This is a genomic window from Corynebacterium comes, assembly GCF_009734405.1.
Classification (GTDB): Bacteria; Actinomycetota; Actinomycetes; order Mycobacteriales; family Mycobacteriaceae; genus Corynebacterium; species Corynebacterium comes.
Genome location: NZ_CP046453.1, coordinates 2,158,088 through 2,181,114 on the forward strand (window position 1 = coordinate 2,158,088; position 23,027 = coordinate 2,181,114).

Here is a 23,027-nt window from a genome sequence, read left to right on the forward strand (position 1 = left end):
CATTCCTGGCCGGGTGCGGGGATCTTCGCCGTCACTGCGTCGCGGGTGTCAGTCGCGGGTGAAGTGGTTGATCTTGTCCCAGTCCGGCTCCAGGCCCAGGCCCGGGCCCTCCGGCAGCCGGGCGACGCCGTCCTCGTAGACGATGTCGGTGGTGGTGTAGGACTCCTTGAGCAGCATCGGGCCGAAGAGCTCGGAGCCGTAGGAGATCGCCTTGGTGGAGCAGGCGAAGTGCAGCGACGCCGCGGTGCCGAAGGGGCCCTCCAGGGAGGTCGCCCCATGGCAGGCCAGGCCGCCGGCCTCGGCGATGGCCACGGTCTTCTTCGACTCCAGCAGACCGCCGAGCTTGGTGGTCTTGATGGCGATGACGTCCGCGGCCTGGGCCTTGACCACGGCCAGGGCGTCCGCCGGGGAGCAGACGGACTCATCGGCCATGACCGGCACGCCGATGCGGGTGGTGATCTCGCGCAGGGTCGCCAGATCGTGCGCCGGGGTGGGCTGCTCGAAGAGGTCGAGGCCGGCGTCAGCGAGCCGCGGCAGGTAGTGCAGGGCGGTGAGGCGATCCCAGCGGGCGTTGACGTCGATGCGCAGGCTGACCTTGCCGTTGAGCGCGCCTGCCAGCTGGACGATGCGCTCGGTGTCCACGGCAGGTTCGCCGGAGCCCATCTTCAGCTTGAAGGACGTGTGGCCGTGGGAGGCGATGCGCTCCTCGATCTCCTCGACGGCCTCATCCAGCGGCAGGACGCCGAGGGCCCAGGTCACGTCGATCTCATCGCGCACACGGCCGCCGAGAAGGTCACGCACCGGAATGCCCAGGGCACGGGCCCAGGCGTCGTGCATGGCGACGTCGCAGGCGGCCTTGGCGAAGCGCATGTTGGCCACGGACCTCTCGAAGTCCGCCATGATGCCGGCCAGCTCGTTGACCTCACGGCCGACCATGATCGGTGCGAGGTTACCGTCGATGATGACCTTCATGGTCTCCGCGTTCTCGCCGCCCCACCAGGCGCCACCGGGGACCACACCCTCGCCGTAACCGGTGACCCCGCCCTCGAGCACCACCGAGACCAGCAGGATCGGCTGGGCGGTCGCGGTGTAGGTGGCGAAACCATGGGGACGGATGAGGGGGACGTCGAGAAGCCGGGTCTCAACCTTGGCGATCTTCAGATCAGACATATCTCTTCCTTAAAGTGCTGGTGCTGGGAAACGGGGAAAGCCCCACGTCCCCGATGAGTCTAGGGACGTGAGGCGGGTTCCGGGAAAAGGACTAGTCTTCCTTGTCCAGGGCGAAGCCGTAGGTGACGACGTTGTTGCCCTGGTCGTCGGTCTGCGGGTCGAGCAGCAGCTCCGGCTTGACGGCGGTCGCGACGTCGTTCTCGGTCCACTCGCCACCCTGGAAGTACAGCTGGGTGGTGATCTCGCGGTAGCCCGGGCTCTTGACCTTCAGGTGCAGGTGGGCCGGACGCCACGGGTGGCCACCGTAGGAGTCGATGAACCAGCCGGTCGGCCCGTCCGACGGGATCTGGTACGGAGCAGGCTGCAGGGTCTTGATCTCGTACTCACCGTTGTCGTTGGTGACGATGGTGCCGCGCAGGTTCCACTCCGGGATGCCCGGGGCGAACTGGGAGTAGAAGCCCTCCTCATCCGCGTGCCACAGCTCGATGGTGGCGCCGGCGAGGCCCTTGCCGTCGACGTCGGTGACCTGGCCCTTGAAGATCAGCGGGGTGGCGGCCTTGTCCTGCTCGCGCATCGGCATCTCGCCGTTCCACGGCAGCTCCGGGGCGTTCTCGACGTAGTACGGGCCCTCGATGGAGCCCTTGGTGCCGGTGTAGTGGTGGCGGTCGTAGTTGATCTTCTCGATCTCGTGCTCGACGAAGACGTCCAGCCACAGCGGCCACTCGCCGTACTCGCCGACCTGGATCATCCAGTTCTTCACCACGCGGTACTCGTCGTAGGTGACCTGGTGCTTGTGGGCGACCTCGGCGATGGCGGCCAGCAGATCGGTGTAGATCGCGTTGGCACGCTCCTTGGAGGTGTCCGACTTGACGGTCTCGTGCTTGAACTTGTCGGTCGCGGCGTTGCCGGAACCCTTGGCGGACGGGTCACCCTGGTGGGCGGCGAGGTTCTCGAAGGACATGGAGACTCCTTGTTTTGAAGTTTCAGGTGAAGAGTGGGGTCCAGCAGGTGATACCCGGTGCTGGCATGAGACCACTGTGTCCCACCTCACCCACTCCGCGCAAGATGCCTCCCGGTTCGTGCAATCACCTCCCGGCACCACCCCCAGCCGCCCCGAGCCATTTTCTGCAGGTCAGCGGGCCAACATCCGGGAGCGCCGCCAAACGCGAACCCTCGACCCTGGCAAGAACCTAGGGACACCCCGGGGGAAGGAATTGCGCTCCGGGGGTGGATTCGGACACAAAACCCACCCCCACACCATCCCGGATCCCCCCAGACACCCCCGCACCTCCGCGGAAAACCCGGAACCGACCGACGGGGAGGCTAAAAGCGCTGGTAAAAGCCAGCACATCCCCCCATCCCCCGATAAACCACCCCCCCAAGGCACCCCCGAAGCGGAATATTCCACACACCCCGCCAGGGCATGTCGCGACATGCAACACCGCAGGCCATGGCCACTGTGCGAACAATTAAATCCCCTAATGAACCGAACCCCCCTAACGGCTCCTAGGAGTTCCCCGGACGTGTCGCAGGGCACACATGGCCCATGATGGGCCTCATCGCACAACCTCTCTTGCTTCCTCTCAGATCGGAGATTTCCCATGACCACCGCGCTCACCGCAACTTCCACCGCCCGCGAGATCCTCTCCCGCGCCCTGGAGAACCGCCCCGAAGAGGGCATCGTCCGCGTCAACCGTGAGGTCTTCACGGATCAGGAGCTCTTCGACCTGGAGATGAAGTACATCTTCGAGGGCAACTGGATCTTCCTCGCCCACGAGTCCCAGATCCCGAACGTCGGCGACTACTACACCACCAACATCGGTCGCCAGCCCGTCGTGATCACCCGGAGCAAGGACGGCGAGCTCAACTGCCTCATCAACGCCTGCTCCCACCGCGGCGCCATGCTCTGCCGCAAGAAGGTTGATAACCGCACCACGCTGACCTGCCCCTTCCACGGTTGGACCTTCTCCAACGACGGCAGCCTCCTCAAGGTCAAGGACGAGAAGGACGGCGGTTACCCGGAGAACTTCAACACCGACGGCTCCCACGACATGCGTCGCGTCCCCAAGTTCGAGTCCTACCGCGGCTTCCTCTTCGCCTCCCTCAACGCTGACGTCGTTCCGCTCGAGGAGCACCTCGGTGACGCCCGCGTCATCATGGACATGCTGATCGACCAGTCCCCCGAGGGCCTCGAGGTGCTCAAGGGCACCTCCACCTACACCTACGACGGCAACTGGAAGCTCCAGGCTGAGAACGGCGCCGACGGCTACCACGTCTCCTCCACCCACTGGAACTACGCGGCCACCACCTCCCGCCGCACCACCGGCGAGTCCGCCAACGAGACCAAGGCCATGGACGCCGGCAAGTGGGGCGAGCAGGGCGGCGGCTACTTCTCCTTCCCCAACGGTCACCTGGTGCTGTGGACCGACTGGGCCAACCCGGAGGATCGCCCGATGTACGACCGCCTCGACGAGCTCAAGGAGCTGCACGGTGAGGAGCGCGGCAACTTCATGGTCGGCGCGTCCCGCAACCTCTGCCTCTACCCGAACGTCTACATCATGGACCAGTTCTCCACCCAGATCCGTCGCCTGGAGCCGGTCTCCGTGGACAAGACCGAGGTCTCCATCTTCTGCATCGCCCCCAAGGGCGAGTCCGACAAGTCCCGGGCGACCCGTATCCGCCAGTACGAGGACTTCTTCAACGCCACCGGCATGGCCACCCCGGACGATCTGGAGGAGTTCCGCTCCTGCCAGAAGACCTACCAGGCCTCCTCCTTCCCGTGGAACGACATGAGCCGTGGCATCCACCAGCAGGTGGAGGGCCTCAACGACAAGGCCCGCGCCCTGGGCCTGACCTCCGTGCTCTCCTCCGGTGCCCGCACCGAGGACGAGGGCCTCTACCCGATCCAGCACGCCTACTGGGAGAACGTCATGGAGCGTGCCGTCGACTCCGAGGACCGCCCGGAGTCCAAGCACATCACCGATGACGCGCAGTCCCAGCTCGCCACCGCCGAGTTCGCCAAGGCCCGCGCCGCAGCCCGCCTGGCAGCCAAGGGCGACGCACCCGCAGGTCGTCGCCGTCGTCGTACCCGCGACTAATCCTCCCGCCCCCACCTCAACTCACTGCAAGGAGAACAAGATCATGACCGCTTCGCTCACCGAGATCACCCGCACCGACATCGAAGACTTCATCTACTACGAGAACCGCCTTCTCGACGACCGCAGGTTCGAGGAGTGGCTGGAGCTGTACCGGGAGGACGCCGAGTACTGGATGCCGGCCTGGGACGTCGACGGCACCCTGACCGAGGACCCGCAGCGCGAGATCTCCCTGATCTTCTACCCGAACCGTGGTGGCCTGGAGGACCGTATCTTCCGGATCCGCACCGAGCGTTCCTCCGCGACCTCCATCCCGGAGCCGCGCACCGGCCACTATTCCACCAACATCGAGATTCTCGAGCGTCGCGACGGTGAGGTGGACGTCCGTTACAACTGGATCTCCTACTACTTCCGCTACAACACCACCGATCACTACTTCGGCACCACCTGGCTGACCCTGGACGTCTCCGGTGAGACCCCGCTGATCACCAAGAAGAAGGTCGTCCTGAAGAACGACTACATCCACCACGTCGTCGACATCTACCAGGTCTAGGAGCACCCAGACATGACCCACCAGATTGCCCTCGCTTTCGAGGATGGCATCACCCGCTTCGTCGAGTGCGCCGAGGACCAGACTGTCGCCGATGCCGCCTACCAGGCGCGCATCAACATCCCCTTCGACTGCCGCGACGGTGCCTGCGGCACCTGCAAGTCCTTCTGTGAGTCCGGCGACTACGACGAGGGCGAGTACATCGAGGACGCGCTCTCCGAGGATGAGGCCGCCGAGGGTTACATCCTCACCTGCCAGACCAAGCCGTACACCGACATGGTCGTCCAAATCGCCACGACTTCCGTGCTGGCGAAGACCGGCGCCTCCACCCTCATCGGCACCATCACCGAGCTGGAGCGCCTGTCCGAGTCCACCGTGAAATTCGCCGTGCAGATCGAGGATCGGGAGACCCTCAACTACCTGCCCGGCCAGTACATGAACATCGCGCCGCCGAACTCGGACTTCCACCGCTCCTACTCCTTCTCCTCCGGGCCGAGCGAGGACATCGTCACCTTCCTGGTCAAGCTGACCCGTGGCGGGCTGATGTCGGAGTACCTCACCGACACCGCGAAGGTCGGCGACCGCCTCAACCTGACCGGCCCGATGGGTTCGTTCTTCCTGCGCGATCCGCTCAACCCCATCCTGCTGCTGGCCGGCGGCACCGGTCTGGCCCCGATCACCTCGATCCTGGAGAAGCTCTCCGAAGACGAGCTTCTCGACGTCCCCGTGCGCCTCATCTACGGCGCCACCTTCGACCACGACCTCGTCGAACTGGAGAAGCTGGAGACCTTCCGCAACCGTCTCCCCGACTTCGACTACTTCACCGTCGTGTCCGACCCGGAGTCGAACCACGAGCGCAAGGGCTACGTCACGCAGTACATGGACACCGCGGAGCACCTGCACAACGGCGAGGCCGACGTGTACCTGTGCGGCCCGCCGCCGATGGTCGAGGCCGTGCGCACCTTCCTCAACGACCAGGAGAACCCGCCGCAGAACTTCTACTACGAGAAGTTCTCCTCCGCAGCCGGCACCACCGGCGACTCCGCCGTCAGGGCCGACATCTCCACCACGGAGGACTCCGCTGAGGTCACCATCTCCGCACCGGGCGTGGAGACCGGCCAGGTCCACCGTCTGGACGAGTCCGAGCGCGCCATCTTCGATGCCCGCATGGCCCTCGAGCTGGGTGTGGTCACCCTGGTCACGGACATCCTCGACGCCGAGGACTTCGTCGAGTTCCGCAGGTTGGCGGACAAGGCGAACGCCTTCATCGAGGGCGAGAAGGTCACCGACGTCGCCGGCTACGTGGAGGCGAACAACGACTACCACGAGTTCCTCTTCCGCCGTTCCGGCAACGACGCCATGCTCCAGGCCTACAGCACTCTCGAGGTGGCCAAGGTCATGGGCCGCGAACTCGAGGACGCCGGCTTCATGCACGGCGACATCGCGCAGGAACACCACGACCTCATCGACGCCCTCGAGGCGAAGGATTTCTCCCGTGTCCGTGAAGTGTTGAGCGCCCACAACGACCACGCAGTCCGCACCATGGATGAAGCGGTCGCCAAGAAGGCCAACGCATGACGGACCAGACCAGGGGTGCCATGCCGACCGGTGAGGGAATCTCCGGCCCGCCGGAGTTCTTCACCCCCGACCGCTTCGCCGGGCAGAACGTCCTGATCACCGGTGCCGCACAGGGCATCGGCGAGGCCGTCGCCCACCGGATCGCCCACGAGAACGGCTCGCTGTTCCTCGTGGACCGCGCCGAGATCGTCCACGAGGTCGCCGCTGAACTCGCCGCCGTCACGTCCGGGACCGTCGGGTCGGCCACCGCCGACCTGGAAACCTGGGAAGGTGCAGAGGCGATGGTGAAGGCGGGCGTCGAGAAGCTCGGTCACATCGACGTCGTCATCAACAACGTCGGCGGCACGATCTGGGCGAAGCCCTTCGAGCACTACACGCCGGAGGAGATCGAGAAGGAGATCCGCCGCTCCCTGTTCACCACGTTGTGGTCGGTGCGGGCCGAGCTGCCGGCGCTGATCGACAACGGTGGCGGCACCATCGTCAACGTGTCATCGGTGGCCACCCGCGGCGTCAACCGCGTGCCCTACGCCGCGGCCAAGGGTGGGGTGAACGCACTGGTCTCCGCGCTGGCGCTGGAGGCGGCCGAGAAGAACGTCCGCGTCGTCGCCACCGCCCCCGGCGGAACGCTCGCCCCGGCCCGTAAGGTCCAGCGCGGGCCCGGTCCCGAGGGTGAGCGGGAGAAGGAGTGGTACCAGGAGATCGTCGACCAGACGATCGACTCCTCGCTGCTCAAGCGCTACGGCACCCTGGCCGAGCAGGCCGCCCCGATCGTGTTCCTCGCATCGAGGGAGGCCAGCTACATCACCGGCACCGTTCTCCCGGTGGCAGGCGGAGACCAGGGCTGACCATGAAGGACAGGTGTTAGCGTGGGAGGCGTGTACTCCTCCCACAACTTCGGCTCCCAGCAGACCTCCGGCAAGATCCTGCGCACGATGATCGCGAAGGTCACCGATCTGGAGCCGGGCGGCGGACTGCTGTTCCTCGTCACCGGCCCGGTGGGTTCCGGTAAGTCCTCCCTGGTCAGGGAGATCGCCCGGTCCCTGCCGGGCTGGTCCGGGATCATGGTCTCGGCGTTGTCGTGGCAGTCGGAGACCGAGGGCGGGCTCATCGAACACATCCTCGACCGCGCCGGCCATGAGGGCACCCTCACCGAGCTCGTCGACAGGGAGGGCGCCCGCACCGCGATCGTCATCGATGACGCCCACTGGGCCGACGTGACGTCGTTGCGCACCCTCGTCGAGTCCTCCCGCCGCCTGCGGCAGGGTCGTCTCGCGGTCATCATGACCGCCTCCGACAAGGACGACGCCTCCGACGACCTGCCCATGTCCCGTCTCCGCGAGCTGGCGGACCACGCCGTCACCCTCGCGCCCCTTGACGTCGAGGACGTCGCCGCGCTGGCGCTGTCGAGCATCGGCGCACACCTGTCCCCCCTCGCGGCCGCGGAGCTGCGCGACCTCACCGGTGGCCGGCCGGGCCGCATCCAGGACGTCCTGCAGGCCGCGCCCGCCGATCACTGGCGGCTGTCCAACCCGCAGATCCCCATCCCCAAACCGTGGCGCGCCGCCCTCGCACGCCGCACCCGCGACCTCGACGCGGGCGTCGGCGCGGTGCTCGCTGCCGTGGCGATCCTGCCGGGCACCGGTACCGGCAGTCCGGGCCTGGTCCGTTTCCTCGCCGACGATCTGGACGGCTCGCTTGTCGACGCCGCCGTCACCGCCGACCTCCTCGAACTTCTGCCGAACTCCGGCGACCCGGTACTCCAGTTCACCCACCCCACCGACCGTGCCGTCATCCGAGCCACCACCGGCCCGTCCCAGGTCACCCGCCTGCACCGCCGGGCGGCCCAGTACCACCGCGCCTCCCAGAACATCGACGCGGCCCTCATCCATGAGGCCCTGGGTATCGAGGGCACCGACGACGAGACCGCCCGCCAGCTCGCCGAGCGGGGCGAGCAGCTCGGCGCCGCCGGCAAGTGGCTCGACGCCGCCGACGCCTTCACCCTCGCCGCGAAGGTCGCCTCCCACCCGGACGTCTCCCACGACCAGCACCTCAACTCCATCGAGGCGCTCATCGCCGCCGCAGACATCCCCCGCGCCCGCCTCCACGCCGGCGCCATGTCACGGGTCGTCCGCGACGTGAAGGTTGACTCCATGCGCAGCTACCTCGCACTCCACGAGGGCCGCCGTTCCGAGTCCGTCAGTCTCATCGACCGCGCCTGGGACACCCTGGAGGAGACCCGTTCCACCGACGCCGCCATGCGTACCCGTGTCGCATCGCGCAAGGTGCTGGTCCACCTGGCCAACTGGGACGTCTCCAAGGTGGACGAGTGGGCGAAGATCACCGATGACTGGGCGCCCGAGACCTCCCCCACCCGTATCGAGGCCCAGTACATCTCGATGATCGGCCGCAGCGCCCTGACCGGCTCCATCCCCCCGGACATCCCACTGCCCGGCGAGACACCCACCCTGGCGCAGCGCCGCAACATGGCCGCCGGGTGGATCCACCTGGTCCACGACGACCCCGTCGCCGCACGTCGCTACCTCCAGTTCAACCCCGGCGGCGAGGGCTCCGAGCGCATCAGCCTCTGGATGGACGGCTGGCTCGCCCGCACCCTGTTCGTCCTCGGCGAGTACCGCGAGGCCGAGCGGACCGTGGAACGCGGCCTGGCACGGGCGGAGCGCTTCGGCATCCGCTTCCTCGAGCCCATCCTCCTGTGGACCGGAGCGCAGATCGCGGGCTACAAGGGCGACCGCGAACTGTCCCGCTCCTACATCAACCGGCTCACCCTGAGCCACGACGCCTTCGCCATCCAGCGCATCCCCTCGGCGATGTGCCGCATGTTCGTCGGTGGCATCGAAGGTGACGTCTCGAGTATGAATCGCGCCGGTGAGGCCCTCGTGGCCATCGGCCGGGAGACCGACATCTCCCAGCCCGGATTCTGGCCCTGGGAGGATGTCTGGGCCCAGCACCTCGTCCTCACGGGGCGCATCGAGGAGGCCGATGCCGTCACCACCGCCGCCGAGGAGCGCGCCGCCGAGTCCGGCATCGGATCGCTGCAGGCCAAGCTCGCTGTGCCCCGGGCGGGCATCCTCATGCAGCGCGGTGACATCGAGGGCGGCATCCGCCGATTCGAGGAGGCCATCGAGCTCATCGAGACCCTCACCATGCCCTCCTACCAGGCCCGCGTGCTCTACGAGTACGGACGCGTGCTGCGCCGACTCGGACGCCGCCGACAGGCGGACGACATCTTCGTCCGCGCCGGCGACGTCTTCGCCGCGATGGGGGCGACCGAGTTCGTCAACCGCTGCAACCGCGAACGACGCGCCGGCGGTCTGGGCACCCGCACCACAGGTGCCGGTGGACTGACCCCGCAGGAGGAGGAGATCGCGAAGCTCGTCGCCGAGGGCGCGACCAACCGCGAGGTCGCCCGCGAACTGTTCCTGTCCTCCAAAACGGTCGAATACCACCTCACCCGCGTCTACCGGAAGCTCGGCGTGCGGACCCGGAACGAGCTGCCCCGGGTGCTCGCCGAACTCTAGGTCGGTTCCCGACGCCCCCGGTCCGGTTCGTTCCCCCCTAAGCCCCGGCAACGGACCCACGGGGCCCCTCAGGGGGGATCGGAGTGGAAACCCACCCGGAAGACACGGAAGAGGGGCCCGACCGGAAAATCCCGGTCGGGCCCCTCTCACGCAAGTGGAGAATTTAGCCGTTGAGCTTGCGGTAGTCAAAGACCGTGTCGATGATGCCGTACTCCTTGGCTTCCGCGGCGGTGAGGATCTTGTCGCGGTCGGTGTCGATGCGGACCTGCTCCGCGGTCCTGCCGGTGTGGCGCGACAGGGTCTGCTCCATGAGGCGGCGCATGCGCTCGATCTCGGCGGCCTGGATCTCCAGGTCGGACACCTGGCCCTGGGTGCCCTGGGTGGAGGGCTGGTGAATGAGCACGCGCGCGTTCGGCAGTGCAGCACGCTTGCCCGGGGCGCCGGCGGCAAGCAGAACCGCGGCAGCGGAGGCCGCCTGTCCGAGACAGACGGTCTGGACGTCCGGACGGACGTACTGCATCGTGTCGTAGATCGCCATCAGCGCGGTGAAGGAACCACCGGGGCTGTTGATGTACATGGTGATGTCGCGGTCCGGGTCAAGGCCCTCGAGCACCAGCAGCTGCGCCATGATGTCGTTGGCCGAGGTGTCGTCGACCTGGGTGCCCAGGAAGATGATGCGCTCCTCGAAGAGCTTCGCGTACGGGTTGGTCTCCTTGGTTCCGTAAGCGGACTGCTCGATGAAGCTGGGCAGGACGTAACGCATCTGGGGCATCTGGAATCCGTTGTTCATTTCTTCTTTCCTCACAATTCCCTAGTTGCTGATCGGGCCCTCGGCGTGGCTGATCACGTGGTCAACGAGGCCGTATTCCTTGGCCTGCTCGGCGGTGAACCAACGGTCACGATCGGAGTCCCGGGTGATCTGCTCGAAGGTCTGGCCGGTGTGCTCGGCGATCAGCTCGGCCATCTCACGCTTGGTCTGGGCGAACTGCTCGGCCTGGATGGCGATGTCCGCCGCGGTACCGCCGACACCGGCGGAGGGCTGGTGCATCATGATCCGGGCGTGCGGCAGGGCGTAACGCTTGCCCTTCGTACCGCCGGAGAGCAGGAACTGGCCCATGGAGGCAGCCAGGCCCATGCCGTAGGTGGCGATGTCGCACGGGGAGTACTTCATCGTGTCGTAGATCGCCATGCCGGCGGTCACGGAGCCGCCGGGGGAGTTGATGTACAGCGAGATGTCACGGTTGGGGTCCTCGGCGGACAGCAGCAGGATCTGGGCACAGATCTTGTTCGCGATCTCATCATCGACCTGCTGGCCGAGGAAGACGATGCGTTCACGCAGCAGTCGCTCGTACACCGAGTCGCCGAGGTTCATGCCCGCCCCCGGGGACGTCATCCGGATCTGATCAGTCATGTCAGTCAAACTCCTGATTCTGAAAATTGTCGATGCTCCCCAGAGTACTAGCGGTCCTCCCCGAATCGCCCCTCTGTTCGCTCACAGCGTGCCCGTGCTTCTCGACGCCGCCCCTTTCCCGCTGCCGTCGATACAATGGCGAATGTATATCCCCTGTACACGAAGGAGAAGTCCCCATGAAGGCATGGCAGTTCACCAACACCCACGAACCGCTCGTTCTGAATGAAGTCCCTGAGCCCGTCGCCGGCGAAGGCGAGGTCGTCCTGGAGATCAAGGCCGCCGGACTGTGCCACTCCGACGTCGGCCTGCTCGAGGATGAGGGTTGGTTGAGCCTGCTGGCCAAGCGCCCCATCACCATCGGCCACGAGAACGCCGGCGTCGTCGCCGAGGTCGGCCCCGGTGTCACCGGCTTCAAGGTCGGCGACCGCGTGGGCGTCTGCCCGACCGCCGATGGCGTCGGCGCCCCCGGCTACGCCTTCGACGGCGGCTTCGCCCCGAAGATGGCGGTCGACGCCCGTGCACTGGTTCCACTTCCCGACGAAGTGGACTTCGTCAACGGTGCCGCGGCCACGGACGCAGGCATGACCTCCTACCACGCGATCATCACGGAGGGCGGGGTCAAGGAGGGTGACACCGTCGGTGTCATCGGTCTCGGCGGCCTGGGCCAGCTCGGCGCTGTCGCCGGCATCCTCGCCGGCGCGGACGTCTACGTCGCGGAGATCAACGAGAAGGTCTGGCCGCTGGCCAGGCAGCTCGGCGTCAAGGACGTCCGCACGTCGATCAAGGACTTCGAGGGCGTGGAGTTCGACGTCATCGTCGACTACGCCGGCTTCGGCGTCACCACGGCGGACGCCATCGAGATGGTGCGCCCCGGCGGCACCGTCGTCCAGGTGGGCATGGGTCGCCTCGAGGCCACCATCAACACCCGCACGCTCATCACCCGTAGTGTCACGCTCAAGGGCTCGGTCGGCGGCACCAAGGAAGACGTTGCCGGCGTCTACGAGAACATGGCGTCGGGCAGGATGAAGCCGCAGATCACCACCATCTCCTTCGACGAGATCCCGGCGGGTCTGGAGAAGCTGGAGAAGGGCGAGATCGTGGGACGCCTGGTCGCCTCCTACGAATAACCAGAAAACGCGTGACGCCCCGACCAGATGAACTGGTCGGGGCGTTAAACGTGTGCGTTGAGGACTACTCCTCGGACTCGCCCTCAGCCTCGGCGGCCTCTTCCTCACCGAAGTACTGGGCCGGGTCGACGTCGTTGCCGGCATCGTCCTTGACGGTCACGCGGCAGATGGCGGCGGCGAGTGCCTTGCCACGGCGGACGTCAGCGAACAGGTTCGCGATCTGGCCGGACTGCTGCAGCTGGCCGATGAACTGGTTCGGGTCCATGCCGTAGGACTGCGCGGTGAACAGGATGTGGTCGGTGAGCTCCTGCTGGGAGACCTCCGGATCCTCCTGCTCGGAGAGGGTGTCCAGGAACAGCTGGGTGCGGACGGCTTCCTCGGAGTCCTTGCGGGACTGGGCGTCGAACTCCTCGCGGGTCAGACCCTGGGACGCCAGGACCTTCTCCAGCGCGCCCTCATCGTGGGCCATCTGGCCGAGGAGCTGGTGGAGCTGCTGGTGGACCTGCTCGTCGACGATGGACTCCGGCAGGGCGAATTCCGTCTTGGCCAGGGCGGCCTTGAGAACCTCGTCACGGATGGCGGCGGCCTGCTCGCCCTTCTTGGCTTCCTCGACCTGTGCCTTGGCTGCCTCGCGAAGCTCCTCGGCAGTGTCGAACTCGGAGGCGAGCTGGGCGAACTCGTCGTCGAACTCCGGAAGCTTGCGCTCCTTGGTCTGCTTGACGTGGACGGAGACGACAGCCTCCTTGTCCTTGTGCTCACCGGCGACGATCGTGGTGGTGAACTCGCTGTCCTCATCGGTCTTCAGGCCGCGCAGCGCGGTGTCCAGGCCGTCGATCAGGTCACCCTGGCCGACCTCGTAGGACAGGCCCTCGGTGCTGGCCTCGTCGACGATCTCGCCGTCGACGGTGGCCTTAAGGTCGATGACGGCGAAGTCGCCGGTCTTCAGCTTGCGCTTGGTGTCCTTGAGCTCACCGAAGCGGGCGCGGAGACGATCGATCTCCTCCTCCACGGCGGCGTCGTCGACCTCGATGGCCGGGACGGTGACCTCGATGCCGGAGAAGTCCGGAACCTCGATCTCGGGGCGAACGTCGACCTCGGCGGTGAACTCGACGAACTCGTTGTCCTCGATCTTGGTGATGTCGACGCTCGGCTGACCGATGGCGACCAGCTCGTTCTCCTCGATGACCTGCTGGTAGCGGGAGGGCAGCATGTCGTTGACGACCTGCTCCAGGATCGGACCGCGGCCGTAGCGGGCGTCGATGAGCTGGCGGGGAGCCTTGCCCTTACGGAAACCCGGGATGGACACCTGCTGCGCAAGCGCCGAGTAGGCCTGGTCAATCTCGGTCTTCAGTTCCTCGAAGGGAACGTTGACGGTGAGCTTCACACGGGTGTCGCTCAGCTTCTCGACGGAACTCTTCACGAGTAACTCTCCTGGTTTCACATTGAATGTCTGTTCACTTGAGACCGGCACGAGCCGGCCCTACGTCGGGGCGACAGGATTTGAACCTGCGACCCCCTGCTCCCAAAGCAGGTGCGCTACCAAACTGCGCCACGCCCCGTAGGTCTGTAGTGCATACTACCGACCGCCCCCAAGAGTGGTCGACATTGGGGTCAGAAAAGCCGACGCGCCCATCTTTCCGCCGGCCCCGAGGGGCCGAATCCGGCTCGTCCGCCGCTGCACCCGGGAAAGAAAAAAGATGCCCTGCGACCGGAAGGAAACCGGATCACAGGACATCACGTGGAGGGAATGACGGGAATCGAACCCGCGTCTTCAGCTTGGAAGGCTGAGGTATTAGCCACTATACGACATTCCCCTGCTTGCGCCGGATCAGTCTAGCGCATGGAGCCCGATTCTGAAAAACCGGAACTTTCCGCAAGCCAGATACGTTGAACCGGGTGACAATCAATCTGACAACAACCTGTAACCGAGTACGGAAGTGACTTGACCCAGTGGAACTCCTTCTCCTCCTGCTTATCCTCGGCGGCGGCGCCGCCTATTTCATGAACCGCTCAAACAAGCAGAAGAGTGCCGCGCTTGAAGCCACCCGGCTTGATGATGCCCGCACGGAAGCCCGTCGCTGGATCGAAAGGCTCGGTTCACAGGTGCTCACCATCGCGGGTTCGGACGCCGCGTCGACCCAGGCCATCGCCGACGCCTCCGAGCGTTACAACGCTGCGGCCTCCGCGATCTCCCAGGCCACGACCGTCAAGCAGGCGCATCTGGCCCGCGAGTCGGCTCTGGAGGGTCTGCACTACATGAACGCCGCCCGCGAGATCATGGGCATGACCTCGGGTCCTGAGCTCCCCCTCCTGGAGGGCCAGCGCAACGCCGGCAAGGTCACCGAGCGCCGCACCATCGAGCACGAGGGCCAGACCCTGACGGCTTCCCCGGTCGCCAGCGACGAGACCCCGAACTACTACCCCGGCGGCAACGTGGCGGGCCGTCCGGTCCCCGCCGGCTGGTACTCCCGTCCGTGGTGGGCTGACGCGATGGCCACCGGCATGTGGACCGCGGCGTCGATGATGATGTTCTCCGCGATGTTCTCCGGCATGGCCGGCGTGAACTACTCCCCCGAACAGTTCGCGGACGGTTCCGGCGAGGGCGCCGAGGGTGACGCCGGAGGCGGCGAGGACGGCGGCGACATGGGTGGCGAGGACATGGGTGGCGACATGGGTGATACCGGCGGCGACGGCGGCGGCTTCTTCGGTGGCGGCGACGACGGCGGCGGTTTCTTCGACGGAGGCTTCGACTTCGATTTCTAGGCGTACGATTCTGGGATATGACACCGAAGGTCCCCGCAATAACGCTCAATGACAACACGTCGATCCCCCAGCTGGGGTTCGGCGTGTTTCAGATTCCGCCGGCAGACACCGAAAGACTCGTCTCCGTCGCGCTGGAGGCCGGGTACCGGCACATCGACACCGCCGCGATCTACGGCAACGAAGCGGGCGTGGGCCGTGCCATCGCGGCTTCCGGCATTCCGCGGGAAGAGCTGTACGTGACCACCAAGTTGTGGAACGACCGACACGATGACGCGGGGGCGGCCCTCGACGAATCCCTGGAACGCCTCGGCCTGGACCGGGTTGACCTGTACCTGATCCACTGGCCGTGCCCGGCGCAGAATCGCTACGTCGAGGCGTGGCAGCAGCTCGTCGGGCTGCGGGAGAAGGGCCTCACCACCTCCATCGGGGTGTCCAATTTCCTGCCCGAGCACATCGACCGACTGTCGATGACGTCCCGGGTGACCCCGGTGGTCAACCAGATCGAACTGCACCCCGCGCTGCAGCAGTGGAAGGACATCGACGCCGCACGAGTCCACGGCATCAGGGTGGAGGCCTGGGCCCCGCTGGGTCAGGGGCGGACGGATCTGCTGGAAGCGCCGGAGATTGTCGACGCCGCCACCGCCCACGGGGTCAGCCCCGCCCAGGTGATCATCCGTTGGCACCTGCAGAACGGGGTGATCCTCTTCCCGAAGTCCTCCCATCCGGAGCGGATCCGGGAGAACATCGATGTCTTCGGTTTCGAGCTCAGCAGTGGGGAGATGGCCGACATCACTTCACTGGACGAGGGGGAAGACGGTCGGGTTGGGCCCCACCCGTCGGATGTGGAGTCGTAGCCAGCTTCGAGTTCACGGCGACCCACCGGTCGTCGCGGTAGACCAGCGCACCCTCGTCGGCGAACTTCTCCAGCCAGCCCCTCATGGGCCAGAAGCCCCAGATCTCGTGGAAGCGTTCCGCGTTGCGGAGGATGTCGGGGAAATGCTCCCACGGCGGATCGGAGACCTGGTGCCACTGGTGGAAGGCGTCCGCCCCACCGACCCAGATGAACGGGATGCCGTGGTGCCGCAGGTGCTGGCCGAAATCGGTGTCCTCCGCCCCGTAGCCGGTGTAGCCCTTGTCGAAGCCGCCGAAGGTGCGCCGGATCCGACGCCACGTGTCCGTGGTCAGGGCGAAGGACAGGGACCAGAAGAGTTCGTAGCCGCGGTCGTCGGCAAGCAGCAGGGTCCCCGGCGGGGGGCAGGGCCGGACCGGATGGGGCTCGGGCCGGCTGGTGCGGGCGTCTCCGTCCGGGAGGTAGGTGACGGGGCCCGCGACGACGGCGTCCGGGTGTGCGTCGAGTGCCAGACGGTAGTGGTCGATCATCTCGGGACCGGGCAGGCAGTCGGCGTCGAGGAACACGATCATGCCCGCCCCGCCCTGGTCCCTCTTCGCCGCGACGTCCCCGCCGAGGTTGCGGGCACCGGCGAGCGAGAACTCCCCCAGGGCGATGACCTCCGAATCAGGGAGGGCGTCGGCGAGGGCCTCAGCGTCGCCGAGCGCGACAACGACGTGCCCCACCCCGGGCGGGATGGCGGCAGCCTGTCGGACGAGGTGTGCCAGCCTGCCCGCGTCAGAGAGGGTCACCACGGTCACGGGAGAATTCACAGTCCAGCCACCTTCCGGATCACATGGGCCGCACGAACGGCCGCACCGGCAGTTTGCCACCGGAGCCACGTGCTGTCCAGCGCTTCCGCCCGTTCCAGGAGCGCGGGCCACTCCCCTGCCTCCGGGAAGGTCTCGGCGACGAGGGCGAGTTCGGCGGCGGCTAGAAGCGCTGCGGTGGCGTGCTGCTCGGCGAACGGGCGCGCCTGCGGCAGGACGATCGACTTCGCCCCGGCGACGGCGATGTCCGCCACCGAGTTCTGGCCGGCCGCGGTGACGACGACGTTGGCGGAGCTGAGGTACGGCATCGGGTCGTCGACGAAGGTGTCCGCGCCGAGGAAGAGGAAGTCGCGGTCGGGGCAGGCCGACCGGACCTGGTCCCACTGGGCCTCGGTCCAGCCGGTTCCGCCCCGCCCGGAGAGCACCACCACGTCACAGTCCGGACCTGGGTCCGCGGGGCGGCTGAAACGCGAGATGCCTCCGACCTGATGCAGGATTCTTCGGTGTTCGCGCAGGTGGGGAGGGACGGGAACCCAGTCCGGCCAGGGGGCGATGATCGCACTGGCCTGCCGGTAACCGAGCTGGTGCGGGCCGTCGAATCGTTCCCCCGGCATAGCGAGGGTGACCACAGGAACGCCCATGAGCCGGGCGAGAAGCGCCACCTCGACGGAGACGTCGACGTAGAAGGCGTCCGGGCGGTGTTCGTCGATCCAGGCGGCGATCATCGCCATCCGCTGCGTGAGCCCCGCATGGTGGTGCGGCGCGTAGTGCAGGGTCCCGTTGGCGGTGGGGTCCGTGACGGGGAAATCCGACGCGTCCTCGGGGAGCACGACGTCGGCGGCGGGGGCGGTCGAGAGCAGCTGCGCGTCGCCGTCGAGGTGCGCCATGATCGTCCGGCAGCGCTGGATGTGCCCGCTGCCGTGGTGGTGCGCGTAGAAGCCGATCATCGGGCGGGAACCTCGCTGTAGAGCCCGACATACCTCCGGGCGACCTCGGTCAGGCTGTGGTGCCGGATGACCCACTCGCGGACGAGCCCGCGATCGATGCCCTCGGCCACGAGGATCGAGGCCGCCAGGGATTCCACGTCATCGGGCTCTGCCAGGGACGCGGGCGCGGCGGCGAGCATCTCGCCGAGGCCGCCGCGTCGGAACGCCGCGACCGGGGTGCCGCAGGCCATGGACTCGAAGGCGACGAGGCCGAAGGGCTCCTCCCACCGGGGGGTGACCAGGCAGATACGGGCTCTGCCGACCAGAGTCCGCAGGCCACGGTGGTCGAGTTCCCCCACCCACGTGGCGGCGCCGTCGGTCATCCGGGGAACGATGTGGGTGGCGAAGTACCGGTGATCGCCCACCCGTCCCGCGAAGACCAGCGGGATGCCGACGAGTCGGCAGGCGTCCATGGCCAGATGCAGGCCTTTCTCGGGGACGATGCGGCCGAACCACACCGCGGCGCGACCACCGGGGCCGGGCTGCCAGGACAGGGTGTCCACGCCGTTGGGGATGATCGTCGCGGGGGTGGGCAGCTCCCAGTCGGCGGCGGTGGTGGCGGACACCGCAGCGAATCGCCCGGCGCGCTCCCCGGCGGCGGTGATGGCCGCCTGCACCTCCGGTAGCGCCGGCGTGTGCAGGGTGGTGAGCACCGGCAGTCCGTGTTCCGCGTCGAACAGGACCGGGGTGAGGCTGTTGTTGTGGATGACGTCGTAGCGTTGTCCGGCGAGATGCCGGAGAAGTCGGGCGAAGGCGGCGTCCTCAGCCTCCCGGACGCCGGGCGGGTAGCCGGTGTCGCTGGCGGACATGAGTTCCCCGCCCCAGTCGATTCCCGGCAGCTCAAGATCGGTCACATGCCCCTGCGAGCCGCGGGCGGCGTACAGGTCCACGCTGTGCCCGAGGTCCCGCACCGCGCGGACCAGGGTGTGGCAGAAGGCCTCGAGTCCGCCGGCGTATGGCTCGCGGATGGGGTGGCGCGCCGGTGCGATCAGGGCGATCCGGAGGCTGGCCCGGGTGCCCACAGTCATCGGCCGGTCACCTCCCGGTACACCGCACGGTGGGCTGCCCGGATCTGCCGGAGCTGCTCCGCCCGGTCACCGGCGTAGGGCACCGGACCCCGCCCGTACAACGCGATCAACGCCCGCGCGGCGTCCAACGGGTCACCCGTGCGGTACTTCTCGACGCCCTGCGGATCATCCGCCTGCCCCTCGTACATCCCGCAGTCCGGCACCGCCACCGAGACCCCGAGGTCACGGCACATCTCCAGCCAGCCGGAATGCGTACCCCGCAGGTACGGCAACAGTACGGTCCGGCACTCCGCGACGGCCTCGTGGAGTGTGTGGTCAGACATCGGCGCATGGACGCGCAGGTCGATGACACCGCTGAGCCTGCCCCCACTCAGAGCACGGACGAGGTCCCCGGTGGCCGGGTCCTCGTGCAGGTGGATCCGCAGCGGCCGGCCGAGCTCGCGGCGCACGGTGCGGGCGAGAATGCGGTAGAAGAAGGGATCGGAGATCACGTTGCCGCGCAGCGACTTCAGGAACACCCCGGGAGCCTGCCCGTTACCCGCGCCGGGTGGCGGGTCGGTGACGACCTGCGGGTGCGGAATCACCCGGGTCCCGACCGGCAGGTGAGCGGCGGCGAGGTCGGTGAGGGTGATGCGGGCCGCGGCGGCGTCGACAAGCAGGCGGACCTTCTCATGGTGATCCGTCTGGTCTTTCAGGTGCGGGTTGTCCATGTCGTGGACGGTGACCACCAGCGGGACGCCCCGGCTGCGCAGAGCCTGGATGAAGGCACCCGTCTGCCCGGGCGTGAGGTGATCGAAGCCGAAGTGGAGGTGCACCAGGTCGGGCAGTTGCTCAGCGGGCAGGTCTTCCCACCACGCGGCGTCCAGCGCCGGATGGGGCCACCAGTGGCCGTCGATGTCGGGGTCGGGGAGGTACTCCACGTCCTCAGGGCGGATCGCCGCGGTGTAGACGTGGCCCGCCGGGATGGACAGGACCCGCAACCTGGTGCCGCCTTGATGCATCTGACTCCTTTACTCACCTGAGAACCGGGGCGGGAGAACCCGCCACCCGGAACCACTCTAGACAGCGGTTTCCACCCCGGCCGGAAGCCCGGGGGTTTTCATGCCGGATTGTTGATAAATTGGCGACCATGACCTTCGCTCAGGATCTGGCCCGCCGTCGGCACTACGGCGACTTCTATCGGGTCAGCCCCACGCCCAGGTTCCCCGACCGTCCCTTCCTCACGGTGCTGGGCAACTGCCAGGCCGAATCGCTGCGCATCCTGCTGGACTCCTCAGGCCTGGTCGACTCCTTCCGCATCCCGCCGGTCCACGAATTCACCGCCGAGGACGTCGATCTTCTCCGGGGGATCCTCGCCCGGACCGACGTCCTGGTCACCCAGCCCATCCGCGAGGACTACCGTGACCTGCCGCTGGGCACGGCGCAGCTGAGTGAGCTGCTGCCCGCCGGGGCCGTTACGGTGAGTTACCCGGTTCTGCGGTGGGACGGTCTCATGCCCTACCACGCGATCGTGCGTGACCCCGCCGACCCTTCCCGCAATCCCCCGGTCGTGCCGTATCACGATCTGCGGATCCTGGTGGCCGCCTCCCGGGGACTGGACCGGCCCCTCGAGGCGTGCCCCTCCGAGGAGTCGCTGCGCGCCGTCGCCGAGCTTTCCGTCGATCAGCTGCGCACGCGCGAACGCCACCACGGGACGGTGGTCGTCTCTGATCTGCTGAAGACCGCCCCCGCGTGGCACACCATCAACCACCCCGCGAACTCCACGCTCGCGGCGCTGGCGCAACGGGTCCTGGATGAGATCGTCCCCGGCGGGACCGTCACCGCGCCGACGGACCGGGAGATGCTCGGCGGGCTGAGCGCCCCGGTGGATCCCCCGGCGGCACGCGCCCTGGGGGTGGACGTCAAGGGACGTGAACACTGGCGCACTGGCGGGGCCCCCATCGACCCTGACCTGCTGGTGAGCAGGCAGCTGGCCTTCTACCGCAGGCACCCGCGCCTCGTCGAGGCCGGCCTGCAGCGCCACGCCGAGCGGATCGCACTGCTGGGCCTGGACCGATGAAGGGCGCGGTCACACACCTGATCGTCGGCCCCGACGGCCACGGGGTCACCGAGTACGCGCTCGCCCTGGCACGCCATGCCGGCGGCGGCGTGGTGCGGGACATCGGCCCGCTGCCGCCCGGACCGGTGCACGTCACCTTCACCGACCACCTCTTCGGCCCCACTCCCGAGGAGGCCGTCGACCGGGTGCTCGCCCGCTGTGCCGGACACACCCTCAGCCTCAGCCTGCACGACATCCCGCAGCCCGAGGAGGGGGCGCAACGGTTCGCCCGGCGCTCCCCCGCCTACCTCCGACTGGCCGGGGCCGCGGACCTCGTGGTGTGCAATTCACGGCACGAGGCCTCCTTCTTCCCTGACTCCGTGGAGGTGATTCCACTGCCGGTACCACCTGTCCGGTCGCGGTACCGGCCCGAACCGGGCACGGTGGGCATCCTCGGTTTCATCTACCCCGGCAAGGGCCACGACGACATCATCCGGGCGCTGGCCGGCACCGGGCTCAAGATCCGGGCTCTCGGCGGGGTGAGCGCAGGCCATGAAGACTGGGCCCGTCACCTGCAGGATCTCGCCACCGAAAGCGGCGTTGACCTGCGCATCACCGGTTATCTCTCCGAAGCCGATCTCGCCGAGGAGATGGGACGGGTGGCCGTGCCGGTGTGCGCCCACCGGCACTACTCCGCCTCCGGATCGCTCATGACCTGGCTGGGTGCCGGCCGCCACGTCCTGGTGAGCGACTCGCCCTACACCCGCGAGATGGCCCGGCAATGGCCCGACCGGATCGGCATCGTCGCCGACTGGCGCGATGCGCTTCTCGACGCCGCCGCCTCCCCCACCCCGCCGATCGGCACCCCCGACGGGTGGGACTGGCCGGAGGTCGCCGCCGGGTGGTCCTCGGTGTGGGAGCGACTGTGGCCGAGCGTGAGCGTGGTCATCCCCTACTTCAACAACCCGGACGGCCTCCGGGAGGTCGTCGCCGCGGTGCGCGCCCAGGACTACCCGGGGCAGGTGGAGATCGTCGTCGCCGACGACGGTTCCACGGTCCCTCCCCCGGAGCTGGGTTGCGTGGTGGTGCGCCAGGAGGACCTGGGTTTCCGGGCGGCGGCGGCCCGCAACCTCGGTGCCGCCGCGGCAGACGGTGAGGTGCTGGCCTTCTTCGACGGTGACACCGCCCCCTGCCCCGGTTACCTGCGTGCGGTGGTGCCGCATGTGACGGCGAACCCCCGGGCGGTGGTGCTGGGCACCCGTCTCACCGGCCCCGAGCGGACGGAACCCGCCTGGCTGGCACAGGCCTGGGACCGGACGGGGCACCTTTCACGTGCGGACGAAACCAGCTGGCGCTTCATCATCTCCGCAGTCCTGACCTGCGGGAGAACCTTCTTCGACCAGGTCGGGGGCTTCGACTCCACCATGGTCGGCTACGGCGGGGAGGATTGGGAGTTCGGTTTCCGGGCCTGGCACGCGGGGGCCGGCTTCGTCCACGAACCCCGGGGCGTGGCCACCCACGACGAGCCCGACTGGGGTGGCCGTTCAGCGGACATCGCCCAGAAGAACGCCGAGTCCCTCGCGCTCGCCCACCGCATCACCCATCCCTCCGCCCGTCCTGCCGGCGTGATCTTCGAGGTGGCTGACGTCGCGGTGTGTGTCCCCGCCTTTGCTGCACCGGGCGTGACGGAGACCGTCATCGCCGGTTGGCTGCGGGCCGGGGACGTCGTCGTGGTCACCGAGACAGTGCCGGCACTTTTCCGCGCCGACCCCAGGGTGCGTACCCACGCGGGGGGACAACGGGCCACGTTCACCCTCACCCGACCGGCGGTACCCGCCGCGCCGATCGCGGAGCTGGTGGACCGGATCTGCGCCGGGGGCGGGGACGCGGAACTCACCGTCGGCGGGGAGGTGGCGGCGGGGGTGCGGACGCGGCGTCGGGAAGCTCTCGGCGGCGACACCATCGAACTTCCCGTCGAGTGGGAGATCATCGGGGGCCCGCGGCGGCTCGAACGTGACTTCGCCGGATGGTGAGGCCGGACAGCGAAAAGCCCCGCACCAGGTGCGGGGCTGAGAGGCAGGGG

Annotated in this window: 19 protein-coding genes and 2 tRNA genes; 10 read left to right on the plus strand and 11 right to left on the minus strand. The window is 67.7% G+C overall.

Annotated elements, in window-relative coordinates:
- Positions 1–48 precede the first annotated feature (48 nt).
- Both CETAM_RS10340 and catA read right to left on the minus strand, forming a co-directional pair.
- The gene (locus tag CETAM_RS10340; protein ID WP_156228786.1) at positions 49–1,170 is read right to left on the minus strand and encodes a muconate/chloromuconate family cycloisomerase; all 1,122 of its coding nucleotides are present in this window, start codon (positions 1,168–1,170) and stop codon (positions 49–51) included.
- A gap of 91 nt (positions 1,171–1,261) precedes the next feature.
- Positions 1,262–2,131 carry a catechol 1,2-dioxygenase gene (gene catA, locus CETAM_RS10345; protein WP_156228787.1) on the minus strand — a complete coding sequence of 290 codons (870 nt, stop codon included), beginning with the start codon at positions 2,129–2,131 and terminating at the stop codon, positions 1,262–1,264.
- 640 nt (positions 2,132–2,771) lie between these two features.
- On the opposite strand from catA, the gene benA reads away from it, so the two are divergent.
- Genes benA through CETAM_RS10370 form a run of 5 tightly spaced genes read left to right on the plus strand, consistent with a single transcriptional unit; the run spans position 2,772 to position 9,932 of the window.
- Complete coding sequence (gene benA, locus CETAM_RS10350) at positions 2,772–4,268, plus strand: benzoate 1,2-dioxygenase large subunit (protein WP_156228788.1); 1,497 nt, start codon at positions 2,772–2,774, stop codon at positions 4,266–4,268.
- 43 nt (positions 4,269–4,311) lie between these two features.
- Complete coding sequence (gene benB / locus CETAM_RS10355; RefSeq protein ID WP_156228789.1) at positions 4,312–4,818, plus strand: benzoate 1,2-dioxygenase small subunit; 507 nt, start codon at positions 4,312–4,314, stop codon at positions 4,816–4,818.
- A gap of 12 nt (positions 4,819–4,830) precedes the next feature.
- Positions 4,831–6,393, plus strand: a complete 1,563-nt coding sequence (gene benC, locus CETAM_RS10360; RefSeq protein WP_156228790.1) for a benzoate 1,2-dioxygenase electron transfer component BenC — start codon at positions 4,831–4,833, stop codon at positions 6,391–6,393.
- 20 nt (positions 6,394–6,413) lie between these two features.
- Positions 6,414–7,238, plus strand: coding sequence for a 1,6-dihydroxycyclohexa-2,4-diene-1-carboxylate dehydrogenase (locus tag CETAM_RS10365; RefSeq protein WP_231587660.1), 825 nt, complete (start codon positions 6,414–6,416; stop codon positions 7,236–7,238).
- 30 nt (positions 7,239–7,268) lie between these two features.
- Positions 7,269–9,932, plus strand: a complete 2,664-nt coding sequence (locus CETAM_RS10370; protein ID WP_156228792.1) for a helix-turn-helix transcriptional regulator — start codon at positions 7,269–7,271, stop codon at positions 9,930–9,932.
- 163 nt (positions 9,933–10,095) lie between these two features.
- Here CETAM_RS10370 and CETAM_RS10375 read toward each other — a convergent pair whose 3' ends face one another.
- Positions 10,096–10,722 carry an ATP-dependent Clp protease proteolytic subunit gene (locus tag CETAM_RS10375; protein ID WP_156228793.1) on the minus strand — a complete coding sequence of 209 codons (627 nt, stop codon included), beginning with the start codon at positions 10,720–10,722 and terminating at the stop codon, positions 10,096–10,098.
- A 21-nt stretch (positions 10,723–10,743) separates the two neighbouring features.
- On the minus strand, positions 10,744–11,343 hold the full coding sequence (locus CETAM_RS10380; RefSeq protein WP_156228794.1) for an ATP-dependent Clp protease proteolytic subunit: 600 nt from the start codon (positions 11,341–11,343) through the stop codon (positions 10,744–10,746).
- A gap of 176 nt (positions 11,344–11,519) precedes the next feature.
- Here CETAM_RS10380 and CETAM_RS10385 point away from each other — a divergent pair, with 176 nt between their 5' ends.
- Complete coding sequence (locus CETAM_RS10385) at positions 11,520–12,470, plus strand: zinc-binding dehydrogenase (protein WP_156228795.1); 951 nt, start codon at positions 11,520–11,522, stop codon at positions 12,468–12,470.
- 64 nt (positions 12,471–12,534) lie between these two features.
- Here CETAM_RS10385 and tig read toward each other — a convergent pair whose 3' ends face one another.
- From tig to CETAM_RS10400, 3 genes are all read right to left on the minus strand, one after another.
- The gene (gene tig / locus CETAM_RS10390; RefSeq protein WP_156228796.1) at positions 12,535–13,890 is read right to left on the minus strand and encodes a trigger factor; all 1,356 of its coding nucleotides are present in this window, start codon (positions 13,888–13,890) and stop codon (positions 12,535–12,537) included.
- Between the two features lie 65 nt (positions 13,891–13,955).
- Positions 13,956–14,029, minus strand: a tRNA-Pro gene (locus CETAM_RS10395).
- Between the two features lie 180 nt (positions 14,030–14,209).
- Positions 14,210–14,284, minus strand: a tRNA-Gly gene (locus tag CETAM_RS10400).
- 187 nt (positions 14,285–14,471) lie between these two features.
- Between CETAM_RS10400 and CETAM_RS10405 the strand changes: the two genes are divergently transcribed.
- Both CETAM_RS10405 and CETAM_RS10410 read left to right on the plus strand, forming a co-directional pair.
- Entirely contained in the window at positions 14,472–15,233 is a 762-nt protein-coding gene (locus tag CETAM_RS10405; RefSeq protein ID WP_231587661.1) for a DUF1542 domain-containing protein, read from the plus strand.
- Between the two features lie 17 nt (positions 15,234–15,250).
- Complete coding sequence (locus tag CETAM_RS10410) at positions 15,251–16,087, plus strand: aldo/keto reductase (RefSeq protein WP_156228798.1); 837 nt, start codon at positions 15,251–15,253, stop codon at positions 16,085–16,087.
- Here the strand turns inward: CETAM_RS10410 and CETAM_RS10415 are convergent.
- From CETAM_RS10415 to CETAM_RS10430, 4 genes are read right to left on the minus strand one after another with little or no spacing between them, the layout of a single operon-like run.
- Positions 16,023–16,895, minus strand: a complete 873-nt coding sequence (locus CETAM_RS10415; protein ID WP_231587459.1) for a glycosyltransferase family 2 protein — start codon at positions 16,893–16,895, stop codon at positions 16,023–16,025. The genes CETAM_RS10410 and CETAM_RS10415 overlap by 65 nt on opposite strands.
- Positions 16,892–17,839 (minus strand): glycosyltransferase, encoded by a 948-nt coding sequence (locus CETAM_RS10420; protein WP_156228799.1) that lies wholly within the window; start codon positions 17,837–17,839, stop codon positions 16,892–16,894. The genes CETAM_RS10415 and CETAM_RS10420 overlap by 4 nt, the downstream gene beginning before the upstream one ends.
- Positions 17,836–18,906 carry a glycosyltransferase gene (locus CETAM_RS10425; RefSeq protein ID WP_156228800.1) on the minus strand — a complete coding sequence of 357 codons (1,071 nt, stop codon included), beginning with the start codon at positions 18,904–18,906 and terminating at the stop codon, positions 17,836–17,838. Before CETAM_RS10425 ends, CETAM_RS10420 begins: the two co-directional genes overlap by 4 nt.
- Entirely contained in the window at positions 18,903–19,907 is a 1,005-nt protein-coding gene (locus CETAM_RS10430; RefSeq protein ID WP_156228801.1) for a glycosyltransferase family protein, read from the minus strand. Before CETAM_RS10430 ends, CETAM_RS10425 begins: the two co-directional genes overlap by 4 nt.
- Before the next feature lie 128 nt (positions 19,908–20,035).
- On the opposite strand from CETAM_RS10430, the gene CETAM_RS10435 reads away from it, so the two are divergent.
- Together CETAM_RS10435 and CETAM_RS10440 are read left to right on the plus strand one after the other, a co-directional pair.
- On the plus strand, positions 20,036–20,965 hold the full coding sequence (locus tag CETAM_RS10435; RefSeq protein WP_197085725.1) for a WcbI family polysaccharide biosynthesis putative acetyltransferase: 930 nt from the start codon (positions 20,036–20,038) through the stop codon (positions 20,963–20,965).
- Entirely contained in the window at positions 20,962–22,977 is a 2,016-nt protein-coding gene (locus CETAM_RS10440; protein ID WP_156228802.1) for a glycosyltransferase, read from the plus strand. Before CETAM_RS10435 ends, CETAM_RS10440 begins: the two co-directional genes overlap by 4 nt.
- Positions 22,978–23,027 lie beyond the last annotated feature (50 nt).